Genomic DNA, 11934 nt, shown 5'->3' with positions numbered 1-11934 from the left:
AACCCGCTCGCCTCACAATTGCGCGGCGAGACCAGGCAAAAACCTAAGCTCACCCGATATCCGTCGCCGAAATCTTGATGCCAAATCCTTCGAGACCGACATAATGGCGTTCGCGCGTGGTCATCAGCTTGATCGAGCTGATGCCGAGGTCTTTGAGGATTTGCGCGCCGAGACCGATTTCCAGCCATTCGTTTTCCCGCGAGCGGGCCTGGGCGTGTGCCTCGTCCGGGTCGCGCGCCTTGCGCCGCCCCGCAACCTGACCGACGCCGACGGAGCCTTCACGGAGATAGACGATGACGCCGCGGCCTTCCTCGGCGATCTTCTGCATGTAGTGCCGCACCGGCTGGCGGTCGCCGAATACGTCGTCAGCGACGTTTTCCGGGTGCAGGCGCACGGGAATGTCGACACCGTCCCTGATGTCGCCGAAAATCACCGCCATGTGCTGCATCCGGTCCCAGGGAAGGGAGTAGGTCTGCGCTCTGGCCGGGCCGAAGGGCGTTTCGATGGTGAAGGAGGATTCCATCTCCACCAGCGTTTCCTTGCGCTGGCGATAGGCTATCAGATCGGCAACCGACACCTGCTTGAGCTGATGTTTTTCCGCAAAGGCGGTGACCTGCGGTCCACGCGTCACGGTGCCGTCGTCATTGACGAGTTCGCAGATGACACCGATCGGCGGCAGGCCTGCCAGCTTGCAGAGGTCGACGGCGGCTTCCGTATGTCCGGAGCGCATCAGGACGCCGCCCTCACGGGCAATCAGCGGGAAAATGTGTCCAGGCCGGGTAAAATCGGCGGCTCCGACATTTGGATTGGCGAGATTGCGCACCGTCAGCGTGCGGTCATCGGCGGAAATGCCCGTTGTGGTGCCGTGCTTGAAATCGACGCTGACGGTGAAGGCCGTGGTATGGGCGCTGTCATTTTCGGCCACCATGGCATTGAGGTTCAGGCGCTTGGCTTCTTCGCGCGGCATGGGGGCGCAGACGATGCCTGACGTGTGGCGCACGATGAAAGCCATCTTTTCTGCCGTGCAGTGGACCGCTGAAATGATCAGATCGCCCTCGTTCTCACGGTCATCATCATCGGTCACGACAACGATTTCACCGGCTTCGAAAGCGCGGATGGCATCGACAACGCGTTTCTGGTCATAGGCCATTGCGGAATACCTCACTTCAACCGGCCGGTCTGGCCGCGATCCCTCAGATAATGGTCGGCGACGGTGCAGGCCACCATCGCTTCGCCGATCGGCACGGCACGAATGCCGACGCAGGGGTCGTGGCGTCCCTTGGTGCGCACGTCGACATTGTTGCCATCGGCGTCGATCGACTGGCGCTCGGTCAGGATTGACGAGGTCGGCTTGATGGCAAAGCGCGCGATGACGGGCTCGCCGGTCGCAATGCCACCCAGAATGCCGCCGGCATGATTGGAGAGGAAGATCGGCCTGCCGTCATTGCCCATGCGCATTTCATCGGCATTCTCCTCGCCGGAAAGCTCGGCGGAGGCGAAACCCTCACCGATCTCCACACCCTTGACGGCGTTGATCGACATCAGGCTGGAGGCTATATCCTGGTCAAGCTTGGCGTAGATCGGTGCGCCGATACCCGCCGGAACGCCTTCGGCGATCACTTCGACAACGGCGCCAATGGACGAACCGGCCTTGCGGATGCCGTCGAGATATTCTTCCCAGACGGGCACCATGGCGGCATCAGGGCAGAAGAACGGGTTCTGATCGACCTGATCCCAATCCCAGTTGTCGCGGTTGATCCTGTGTTTGCCGATCTGCACCAGCGCGCCGCGCACGTTGAGGCTGGGTACCACCTTTCGCGCAATTGCGCCGGCAGCGACACGCGCCGCCGTCTCGCGCGCGGAGGAGCGACCACCGCCGCGATAATCGCGAATGCCATATTTCAGGTCATAGGTGAAATCCGCATGTCCGGGGCGGAAACGCCTGGCGATCTCGCCATAATCCTTGGAGCGCTGGTCGGTATTTTCGATCAGCATGGAAATCGGCGTGCCTGTTGTCGTCATCGTCTCGCCGTCCTCATCCAGCATGACGCCGGAAAGGACCTTGACGATATCGTCCTCGCGCCGCTGGGTGACGAAGCGGCTCTGGCCCGGCTTGCGCTTGTCCATCCAGTGCTGCACCTCCGCAAGGGTAAACCGGATGCCGGGCGGGCAACCATCCACCACGCAGCCAAGTGCCGGCCCGTGGCTTTCTCCCCAGGTGGTAACGCGGAAAAGATGACCGAAACTGTTATGCGACATAATTCTCAAACCGGAAAACGGGGCGCCTGTGGACAGCGCCGTTTAAAACAAGCGGATTTGTCTTAGTGGAAAATCCGGACAAGGCAAAAGCCTTTCTTTCATCGCAAACGCGATAAGAAGGTGACGTACCGTTCACGACTTGCGAAAGGACGAAAAACGACAGTCCCGCCATGGGCGACGGAAAGTGATTCGACCGTATCGACGGTTTTTTGAGATGACGAAATTGTAAAAGAGCCGGGGTTTTCCACCCTAAACCCGAGTTTTCCAATATTGCCGGAAAATGCGGTGTAAAAATCACTAACGGCTTGAACAGGATTTGAAATCCGTTCATCAATTGGGCCGAAAATGTCATGGTTGCGGGCAATTTCCGCCACATTCGAAAGGCAATTCTTCATGCATGTAAGGTTTTCACGCAAATCCACGAAAGCTAGATCGATGCGTATGATGATTGCCGCCCTTCTGGCCACCGCCAACCTCCTGATGCCGATCAACGGCTTCGCCCAGAGCGTCGACGTGGAAGGCACGATCAGCAAGATCGACGCGAACGGTCTCAGTATCACGCTGAACGACGGCAAGACCTATCGTGTGCCGGAAGAATTCAATTTCGAAGGTCTGAAAGCGGGCGTGAAGGTCGTTGTCTTCTACACGGAAGTGGATGGGAAACGTGTGGTCGACGATCTGCAGGTTGTGGAGTAAGCAGCCGCCTACCAAGTCAAAACCTCCTTTGTGAAACGAGCGGGTGCCACCTGTTTCTTCTCCCCGAGGGGAGAAGTCCGCGGCAGCGGAATGAGGGGGCAAGCTCTCCGAAATCCGGCAACGTTGCCCCCTCATCCAACCCTTCGGGCCACCTCTCCCCGGGTGAGAGAAGAAACAAGCTGCGATGTCCTGCCAATCATAGGAAAGCTGCCAGCCCCTAGGAAATCCACTCGACGCTGTTCCTGTCGATCTCGACCTTCAAAATCTGGTCCTGCGGGATTTGCGTCCGCGACGCCTCATCCTTGTCCATGCCTGAAACAAGTCTGAAAATCGAGCGGATGACGCCGCCATGGCAGACGCAGACTGTCGGCCGCTCCACGGAGGAGAGCCATGCGCCGATGCGCCAGGAGAGGATTTCATAGCTTTCGGCATCCTGGCCGGGGGGAATGAAATCCCACTTGTTGGCCTTGCGCGCCTTCACCCGGTCCGGAAATTCCTTCTTGAGCTCGGGCAACGTCTGCCCTTCCCAGTCACCGAAGGAAACTTCGATGAGGCGGTCGTCGGTGCGATAGGCCTTGGGATCGAGCCCCATCGCGCCGCGCATCAGTTCCATTGTCTCGCGCGTGCGCCCGAGCGGGCTTGCTACATAATCGAAATCCGCGGCCTGATCCCCCAGGAGGCGGGCGAGAAGCAGACCATTGCCGACCGCCTGCTGGCGGCCGAAATCATTGAGCGGAATGTCTTTCTGGCCCTGAAGCCGGCGTATCGCATTCCAGTCCGTTTGTCCGTGCCGGATCACATAGACGAGCAAGGCGATACCCCAGTTTCAAGCATTCCCGGTTGTCGTCAGTCCTTCACCACCGAAATGTCAGGCGCATCCACCGCCTTCATGCCGATGGTGTGGTAACCGGAATCGACATGGTGGATTTCGCCGGTCACGCCAGTCGAAAGGTCGGAGAGCAGGTAAAGCGCCGACTTGCCGACTTCCTCGATCGAAACGGTGCGCTTCAGCGGCGCATTATATTCGTTCCACTTGAGAATGTAACGGAAGTCGCCGATGCCGGAAGCAGCGAGCGTCTTGATAGGGCCGGCGGAAACGGCATTGACGCGGATGCCGCGATTGCCGAGGTCGACGGCGAGGTAACGCACGCTTGCCTCAAGCGCGGCCTTGGCCACGCCCATGACGTTGTAGTTCGGCATCACCTTTTCGGCGCCGTAATAGGTGAGCGTCACGATCGAACCACCGTCATTCATGACGGGCTCCGCCCGCTTGGCAACGGCGGCCAGCGAGAAGACGGAAATGTCCATGGTGCGGTTGAAATTGTCGCGGCTGGTGTCGAGGTAACGGCCGGTCAGCTCATCCTTGTCGGAAAAGGCAATGGCGTGCACGACGAAGTCGATCTTGCCCCAGTGCTTTTCCAGGCTGGCAAAAACCGCATCGATCGTCTCGAGATCGGTCACATCGCAGTGACCGGCCATGAAGGCGCCGAGTTCCTGGGCCAGCGGCTCGACACGCTTCTTCAGCGCATCGCCCTGCCAGGTGAGAGCCACTTCCGCACCCGCGTCGGCGCAGGCCTTGGCGATGCCCCAAGCGATGGAACGATTATTGGCGACACCCATGATGAGGCCGCGTTTGCCAGCCATGAGGCCGGATGCCTGAGCCATTTTATGCTCCCTAGTACTTTTGATCGGTCCTGCCTATGGCATAGGCTGCAATCCTGTTCAAGATTGCCAAGGATCATCAACTGTTAGGGAACGTAACAAAGGGTGCGTTGTCCCGGCTATTCGCAAAACTTTCACAAATAAAGGCCTTCGCGCATGTGGCGCATCAGGTCGGTCACCTTCTCATCGGGCTTCTCGTGCAGGACGATGCGCAGTTCGATGACGAGATCGCCGGAGCCGCCATTGCCGTCGGCAAGGCCCTTGCCGGCAATCCTGAGCGCGCGGTCCGAGCCTGACCAGGCTGGAATGGTGATGCTTTCCTCGCCAAGCGGCGTCTTGACCTTTGCTTCGCAGCCCAGAACCGCATCGCTGAGCGAGATCGGCAACGTTGTGTGGATATCGAAGCCACGAAGGGAAAACGCATCCTCGCGTGCGGTCAGCAATGTCACGGCGAGATCGCCGCGGGCCATGTTCGGAAGCTTCAGCCCCTGTCCCTTCAGCCGCACCACATGTCCGTCGGTCATGCCGGCTTCCAGCTGGAAGCGAACCTCTCGTTCATCGGCAAGCGATACGGTAATCCACTTTTGCTCCAGCAGATCGGCGACCGTGACGATGGCCTCCGCCGTGATATCGGGCGCCTTTTCGGGAGCTGGTTGCGGCGTGCGGAACCGGCGTACGAGAGCGCTGAAGAGATTGGCGGCAAGCGAGACGGGCGCGGCCCTGTCATCGCCAGCGCCGGACTGGGCGGTCTCGCCGGCGGCAGGCGCATCGCCTCTTACGGCGCTTGCGGCAGCCTTTGCCGCTTCCGCCGCCTGCTGTACCTTGGGATCGTTCTGTGCCTCCGCGCCGAAAATCCGCTCGACGATGTCTTCGGCACTTTCCGTCCTGGCGTCGGTTTTCTGGCCGGTCTGCGTCCGGTTGCGGGCGTCCGCCCGGGCCAGTTCTTCCATCAGCTTTTCGGCCGCCCTGGCGCGTTCAGCCGCCTCGCGCGCGGCCTCCCGCTGCTGCATGATGGTCTGATCGCGCTGCTTTTTTTCTGCAGCCTTGCGGGCCTGATCGTAGAGATCGCGCTTTTTCGGGTCTTTCAGAAGGTCGTAGGCCTGTCCGATCTCGGCGAATCGCGCCGAGGCATCGGGATCGTCGCGATTGGCGTCCGGATGAACGGTTTTCGCCTTCGTGCGCCAGGCGGCCTTGATTTCCTCGTGGCGGGCGTCACGTTTTACGCCGAGGATCGAATATGGATCGCGCATGCGAAACACCAGTTACGTTGGCTCAGGCGCCTGCCGCCCGTCATGGCGCAATCCTGAAGCTAACCCCTCCGAAAAGGGGTGCCCGCGATCATTCGCCTGCACGCCCTCGGTTTAATCAACGTCGACTGTTGCAATAAGTTGCTAATCACTCCTTTACGGAGCAGGTTCGACGCACCGGGGCCGCGCCTATTCCCCATGGAAGGGTAAACAGATTATTTCTGCTCGAAGCGGGTCATCAACCATTCGCCGGTTTCCGACAGGCAGGCCTGTCCGGAATAAGCTGCCACCCCTTCGAAGGAGTGGCGCGTTGTCTTGAAATCGCGGCAGACGAAACCGCTTGATTTGTCTTCGTGAATGGCGGTCACGACGCCGGCGCTGCCGGTGGCGGCATTCGCCCAGGGCAGCGGCTGGTCGGCAAGTTTGGCGAGATCGGCCGATGTCACCGCATTGCGAATGGTCACATCGTCGGTCTGGGCGCTGCCATTCTGCTGGTTGGGCACGGAGGCAGTGGAAAGCGAGCGGTCAACCTTGTCGCCGCCGAACAGATCGAGGCTGACGCATCCGCTCAGCACCGCAAGCATCGACACGACGGCGGAAACTTCCGCTACCGACGAAAGGAGGCTCTTTGTTCGACTGTTCGACTTTGCTATGACGGTCACCATCTTTCACCAGAGATCATCTCTGGGGTCCAAATCAGCTCGGGAGCATTTTAGTCAATATGTCGGAAACGGGGTTAACATCCAGTGACTTCACGGAAGAAAATGAACCTTTCACGCTTTTTGCCGAATGGCTGAAGGATGCGACGGCTTCCGAGATCAACGATCCGAACGCGGTGGCACTTGCCACAGTGGACGAAAATGGCCTGCCGAATGTGCGCATGGTGCTGCTGAAAGGCGTCGATGACCGCGGCTTCGTGTTCTACACGAATTTCGAAAGCCAGAAGGGCCGGGAGATCCTCGGCCAGAAAAAAGCGGCCATGTGTTTTCACTGGAAGAGCCTGCGACGTCAGGTGCGCCTGCGCGGCGAGGTGGAGATCGTGAGCGACGAGGAGGCGGATGCCTATTACTCCTCCCGCCCGCGTGGCAGCCGCATCGGCGCTTGGGCATCCAAGCAGTCACGGCCGCTGGAAGACCGTTTCGCGCTGGAAAAGGCGGTGGCTGAATACACTGCCAAATATGCGATCGGCGATATTCCGCGCCCGTCCCATTGGTCCGGTTTCCGCATTCGCCCCGTCAGCATCGAATTCTGGCATGACCGCAAGTTCCGCCTACATGACCGCATCGAATTCCGCCGCGACACGCCAGACGGTGCCTGGTCCAAGGTCCGCATGTACCCCTAAGGGCGTCAGGCCGCGCCATTGGCGCCTGCCTGTTTAAGCAGCCAATCCAACAGCGCCGGGCCAAGGGTGGCCCGGCAGAAGCTCCATCCGCCGTCCGTAAAGCGCTTTCGAATCGACGCTGCCGGAGAATCGTGATTAGAGTTGGACATCACGAACAAAGGATGAACAAATGCTTCTGTCCATGATGCGCCAGTTCGAGGCTGCCTCGCAGAAATATGCCGATGAAAACGGGATCGCCCGTGATCCCGACTGGTTCATGCTGAAGCTTCAGGAGGAGGTGGGCGAGGTTACGCAGGCCTGGAACCGGCTGACAGGGCGGGGGCGCAGCAGGGGCAGAAGCGGAGAGGAGATGAAGCGTGATCTGGCTGACGAAACCGCCGATCTGCTCGGCCACGTACTGCTGCTGGCGCATCGCAACGGTCTCGATCTCGAAAATGCGATAGAACGCAAGTGGCGCTTCAAGCCGGGGGCCTGACGCTCCGCCGAGGACCATTCGATCCTGCTGCGTCGTGCCTCCGCGATCCGCTAGGAGAACGCGATGACAAAGAACAGGATCGCAAGAGCGACAGCCACAGGTGCCATGACCAGCTGCTCCGGGCGGCTTTTCGACATTGCGTTCAATCCGATGCTCACCGCCATGTAACAGACGATGATCCAGATTCCAGGTTCAACCCAGCCAGACGGCCAGATGTCGGCCCAACCCGCCTTTTGCAGCGGGAAGGAAACGAAAAGCGCATAAATGAGCGGTGTCGCTGCGCTGGCTATCCTTTGCCGTCCCGGCAATACCGTGTGCGCGCCGCCCCAGGCAAGGCGGCCGAAAGGGGCGCCGGCGGCGAGCGCAATCTGGAACAGGGACAGAACCAGCAGTATCAGCGTTATGAGTGACACGGCGACAGGCATCATGATTACCCCGGTTATGGATACGCCGGCAGAGGCATTTGCCCAGTAGCGGCGCCCCAGCCCGACATGTGTTTCATCATGACGCCAAATCGCGAAGCACGTATGACGCCGTTTCGCGCCCCAGCCCGATTTTCACTCTACTCAGGCCTGCGCTTTTTGCAGAAGGTCGGCCACCATATGCAGGTCGCTGGCGACGGCCACGCATTTCTCCCGCATTTCCTCGGTCGGCGGCGCAACGTCAGGCACCATGATCGTCATCATGCCCGCCGATGTCGCCGAGCGTACACCCGAGTAGGAATCCTCCAGGGCAAGACAGCGCCCGGGATCGAGGGACAGTCGTCGCGCGGCTGTCAGATAGGGCATGGGCGCCGGTTTCGGCTCCGTATAGTCGCCGCGCGCGACAATTGTGTCGAAGCGATTGAGCAGGTCGTGGGGCCCAAGGTGGCGCGTCACCGAATCGTGCCGCGACGAGGTGGCGATGGCGCGGCGGATATCGAGGCTGTCGAGAAGGTCGAGGATCTCGGTGACGCCCGGCTTCAACGCCACGCCATCGGCCATCATCACGCCAAGATGCCGGAGCCAGGCGTCTCGAAAACTGTCGATGGGAAAATCCGCGCCATAATCAGCAAAAATGGTGCCGGTGATGACGTCCCACGGGCTGCCGCAGACCTTCTGATAGGTCTCCACCCTCATGCCGTGGCCGCCTTCTTCCGAAGCCGCCAGAAATGAATCGCGATAGAGCCGCTCGCTCTCGATCAGCAATCCGTCCATGTCGAAAACCACGGCCCGCGGGAGAAAAGGCAGCATGGCTCAACCGAACCGGAAAGGGCGTTCGCCAAGGCTCTCGAACGGACGGATCAGGTAACCATCCGGATCGGCGACGATGAACTGCCGGTTGCCCACTTCGACCGTGCCGCGCCTGTACCATTTTTCTTCCAGCGGCATGACGAGGTCGATGGAGGATCGCTCCAGCCGGGAAAGAATGGGTTGCAGCGAGGGGACGGCAAGCTGCAGGTTCATGCCGCGGCCAAACGGAAATTCGAGCACGGCATTATCAGTCACGAATGTCCGCGTCGCGCCAATCTGGTCGATCATCAGCTGGGCATCCCCCAGCGCCAGATAGGTAAAGCCCTCTTCGGGGCGCTCATAGACCACATGAAAACCGATCAGGTCGCAATAAAATGCGCGGCTTTTCTGCCAGTCGCTGACGGCAAGTTCAGGAACGAGGGCATTTCGTATGATGGTCATGGTCTCCTTTGCTACGCAGCCCAGTGTGGGCGTAAGGCCTGCGGTAAGGGTGATCTTACCGTCTTCGCGGCTGCACACCAGAGAAAACCGCATCATGGCAGCCATGTGTGGGGTCATGGGCTGACGAGGCGCCGACAGGCTCAGTGTGGCTGCAACTCTTTCTTCCGTCATTCCGGCCTTGAGCCGGAATCCAGCCAGCCCAAGTCCTTGGGCTGAAAAGAGTCTTCCCGCCGCGCCGACGCGCGTCGGCTGGATTCCGGCTCAAGGCCGGAATGACGGGTGATGCACCGTTACATCACTTTATGCGCTACAGATACGCATTAACAGTCGTTACAGGCAGGGTCGGGAGATTTACGCCTTCGTGCCGCCCACGGTGATCTGGTCCATGCGCAGATGCGGCTGGCCGACGCCAACAGGCACCCATTGCCCGGCCTTGCCGCAATTGCCGATGCCGGTATCGAGTTTCGAATCATTGCCGATCATCGAGACGCGCTTCATCGCATCCGGCCCGTTGCCGATCAGCATGGCGCCCTTCACCGGCGCGCCGATCTTGCCGTTTTCGATGAGATAGGCCTCGGTGCAGCCGAACACGAATTTACCCGAGGTGATATCGACCTGGCCGCCGCCGAAGGAGACGGCATAGATGCCCTTCTTGACGGAGGCGATGATCTCTTCCGGCGTCTTGTCGCCCGACAGCATGTATGTATTGGTCATGCGCGGCATCGGAACATAGGCATAACCCTGACGGCGACCGTTGCCGGTGGGCGTCGCACCCATCAGCCGGGCGTTCTGGCGGTCCTGCATGTAGCCCACCAGCCTGCCGTTCTCGATCAGCACGTTGTAACCGGAAGGGGTGCCTTCATCGTCCACGGTCAGCGAGCCGCGGCGGCTGTCGATAGTGCCGTCGTCCACCACGGTCACGCCGGGCGCGGCGACCATTTCGCCCATCAGGCCGGCGAATGCGGACGTCTTCTTGCGGTTGAAATCGCCTTCCAGACCGTGACCCACGGCCTCATGCAGCATCACACCCGGCCAGCCGGAGCCCAGCACCACATCCATGGTGCCGGCCGGCGCATCGATGGCGGTGAGGTTGACGAGCGCCTGACGCAAAGCCTCATCGGCGCCGCGCTGCCAGTTTTCTTCTGTGATGAAATCGCCGAAACCGACCCGGCCGCCAATGCCATAGGAGCCGCTTTCCTGCCGATCGCCTTCACCCGCCACGACGGAGATGTTGATGCGGGTCATCGGCCTGACGTCACTGACGCGGTGCCCATCGGCGCGCAGAATGTCAACCACCTGCCAGCTTGCGGAAATCGTCGCCGTCACCTGCCGGACATTGGTGTTCTTGTCACGCAGATAGGCATCGATATCGGTGAGAAGCTTCACCTTCTCTTCGAAGCTCGGGCTGCCGATGGGGTTCTCGTCGCCATAGAGCTTCTTGTTGGTGCGCTGCGGTGCGGCGGCATAGGAGCCGGAATAACCTCTCGTCACTGCGCTGACCGCATCCGATGCACGTTTCAGCGCGCTTTGCGAAAGCTCGCCCGCATGGGCGTAACCCACCGTCTCGCCGGCGACCGCCCGCAGGCCGAAACCCTGGTCTGTATTGAAGGAACCGCCCTTGAGCCGGCCATTATCGAAAGTCAGCGACTCGGCCTGCGCATGTTCGATGAAAAGCTCGCCATCATCAGCGCCGGCGAGGGCCTCGCCGACGAGCTTGCGCAATTGCGTTTCGTCGCAATCGAAGAGTTTTACAAGATCGTCGGTCATAGGAGGCTCCAGTCATTATCGTTCATGACCGATTTAGGCACTGGAGCGGGCGGACGCAAGGCTGTCCGGTACGGCAGGCTTCAAGGAAGCGCGTCGTAACCTTCGGCAAACCCCGTCAGTTCGATCGGAATGCCGACGCGGTCCTGATCGACGGATTCACGCAGTGCAAAAACAGCGTTCTTGCCGGCGCGCAGAACCTTCAGCAACTCGTCGTCAATATCAACTTCCACATAGCAGCCTTCGGAGAAGCAGCGGGTGAAATAGGCGCGGCCGATATTGTTACTGTCGATATAGAGTTCCATGCCGTCCTTCAGAAGCACGCCCAGCGGTGCGAGGATGCGGAGGATGCGCGACTTGCGGTCGGCCGTCTTCAGCACCACCACTGAAAGACCGACTTCCGGGCGGTCGTCGGCAATCACGTTCTGCATCAGGGCGCATTGTTCTTCCGAAGCGCCCGCCGGCTTGTCACAGATGACAGACCATGCACCATGCGTCGACTTCGGCGTTCCGGGCTGCGGCTGTTGCGCCAGCGCCGCGGCGGCGGGGGCGATGATGGCAAGACCGGCGGCGGCAAGAAAAGTGCGCGCGAGCGGGGAAAGACGCATGGATACCTCTGGGATTCGAATCAGTGCGGCTATTTTGACGCCATAATCCGGAAAAAAAAGCCTCGGGCTTTCAATTCCAGCCGAGTTGGGCGGAAATAGGACCTGTCGGTCCTGATGGCAGCCGGATTTGATCGCGGCATCGGTCGTCATCCCGCGATCAAACCGGCTGGAAGACGGGGCTTGCCGCATTTTTTCGTCGCGAAATCGT

Annotated in this window: 15 protein-coding genes; 3 read left to right on the top strand and 12 right to left on the bottom strand. The window is 60.2% G+C overall.

The genetic code is table 11. The annotated features are described in order from the left end of the window. Window positions 1-49 precede the first annotated feature (49 nt). From ribB to FHW77_RS16730, 3 genes are all read right to left on the bottom strand, one after another. Complete coding sequence (ribB, locus tag FHW77_RS16740) at window positions 50-1150, bottom strand: 3,4-dihydroxy-2-butanone-4-phosphate synthase (protein ID WP_004440341.1); 1101 nt, start codon at window positions 1148-1150, stop codon at window positions 50-52. Between the two features lie 11 nt (window positions 1151-1161). Further along, window positions 1162-2259: a chorismate synthase gene (gene aroC, locus FHW77_RS16735; RefSeq protein WP_004440343.1), complete on the bottom strand. Its 1098-nt coding sequence runs from the start codon at window positions 2257-2259 to the stop codon at window positions 1162-1164. Window positions 2260-2357: 98 nt separating this feature from the next. Beyond that, window positions 2358-2654 carry a hypothetical protein gene (locus tag FHW77_RS16730; RefSeq protein ID WP_162484559.1) on the bottom strand — a complete coding sequence of 99 codons (297 nt, stop codon included), beginning with the start codon at window positions 2652-2654 and terminating at the stop codon, window positions 2358-2360. Between the two features lie 40 nt (window positions 2655-2694). On the opposite strand from FHW77_RS16730, the gene FHW77_RS16725 reads away from it, so the two are divergent. After that, window positions 2695-2955, top strand: coding sequence for a DUF1344 domain-containing protein (locus FHW77_RS16725; RefSeq protein WP_006699882.1), 261 nt, complete (start codon window positions 2695-2697; stop codon window positions 2953-2955). A gap of 217 nt (window positions 2956-3172) precedes the next feature. Here the strand turns inward: FHW77_RS16725 and FHW77_RS16720 are convergent, their stop codons facing one another. The 4 genes from FHW77_RS16720 to FHW77_RS16705 all read right to left on the bottom strand — a co-directional run bounded on the left by FHW77_RS16720 (window position 3173) and on the right by FHW77_RS16705 (window position 6529). Next, complete coding sequence (locus tag FHW77_RS16720) at window positions 3173-3766, bottom strand: histidine phosphatase family protein (protein ID WP_006699881.1); 594 nt, start codon at window positions 3764-3766, stop codon at window positions 3173-3175. A gap of 35 nt (window positions 3767-3801) precedes the next feature. After that, window positions 3802-4620 (bottom strand): enoyl-ACP reductase FabI, encoded by an 819-nt coding sequence (gene fabI, locus FHW77_RS16715; protein ID WP_004440350.1) that lies wholly within the window; start codon window positions 4618-4620, stop codon window positions 3802-3804. A 131-nt stretch (window positions 4621-4751) separates the two neighbouring features. Continuing rightward, a complete protein-coding gene (locus FHW77_RS16710; protein ID WP_004440352.1) occupies window positions 4752-5867 on the bottom strand; it encodes a DnaJ C-terminal domain-containing protein in 1116 nt (371 codons plus the stop codon). A gap of 212 nt (window positions 5868-6079) precedes the next feature. Further along, window positions 6080-6529 (bottom strand): RT0821/Lpp0805 family surface protein, encoded by a 450-nt coding sequence (locus tag FHW77_RS16705; RefSeq protein ID WP_004440354.1) that lies wholly within the window; start codon window positions 6527-6529, stop codon window positions 6080-6082. Window positions 6530-6585: 56 nt separating this feature from the next. Between FHW77_RS16705 and pdxH the strand changes: the two genes are divergently transcribed. Next, window positions 6586-7206, top strand: a complete 621-nt coding sequence (pdxH, locus tag FHW77_RS16700) for a pyridoxamine 5'-phosphate oxidase (protein WP_004440355.1) — start codon at window positions 6586-6588, stop codon at window positions 7204-7206. Between the two features lie 169 nt (window positions 7207-7375). Continuing rightward, window positions 7376-7681, top strand: coding sequence for a pyrophosphohydrolase domain-containing protein (locus FHW77_RS16695; protein WP_004440356.1), 306 nt, complete (start codon window positions 7376-7378; stop codon window positions 7679-7681). A gap of 50 nt (window positions 7682-7731) precedes the next feature. Here the strand turns inward: FHW77_RS16695 and FHW77_RS16690 are convergent, their stop codons facing one another. The 5 genes from FHW77_RS16690 to FHW77_RS16670 form a co-directional block, all read right to left on the bottom strand. Continuing rightward, window positions 7732-8109: a hypothetical protein gene (locus tag FHW77_RS16690; protein WP_004440357.1), complete on the bottom strand. Its 378-nt coding sequence runs from the start codon at window positions 8107-8109 to the stop codon at window positions 7732-7734. A gap of 138 nt (window positions 8110-8247) precedes the next feature. Next, window positions 8248-8913, bottom strand: coding sequence for an HAD family hydrolase (locus tag FHW77_RS16685; protein ID WP_004440358.1), 666 nt, complete (start codon window positions 8911-8913; stop codon window positions 8248-8250). A gap of 3 nt (window positions 8914-8916) precedes the next feature. Continuing rightward, window positions 8917-9354: a bleomycin resistance protein gene (locus FHW77_RS16680; protein WP_006699875.1), complete on the bottom strand. Its 438-nt coding sequence runs from the start codon at window positions 9352-9354 to the stop codon at window positions 8917-8919. A 351-nt stretch (window positions 9355-9705) separates the two neighbouring features. Next, the gene (gene tldD, locus FHW77_RS16675) at window positions 9706-11121 is read right to left on the bottom strand and encodes a metalloprotease TldD (protein ID WP_004440360.1); all 1416 of its coding nucleotides are present in this window, start codon (window positions 11119-11121) and stop codon (window positions 9706-9708) included. Between the two features lie 80 nt (window positions 11122-11201). Then, on the bottom strand, window positions 11202-11726 hold the full coding sequence (locus FHW77_RS16670; RefSeq protein WP_004440361.1) for an invasion associated locus B family protein: 525 nt from the start codon (window positions 11724-11726) through the stop codon (window positions 11202-11204). Window positions 11727-11934: the final 208 nt, after the last annotated feature.

The organism is Agrobacterium sp. RC10-4-1, assembly GCF_014138475.1.
GTDB lineage: Bacteria > Pseudomonadota > Alphaproteobacteria > Rhizobiales > Rhizobiaceae > Agrobacterium > Agrobacterium pusense.
The sequence above is the reverse complement of the archived record's forward strand: the minus strand, read 5'-3'. Positions and strand labels throughout refer to the sequence as shown.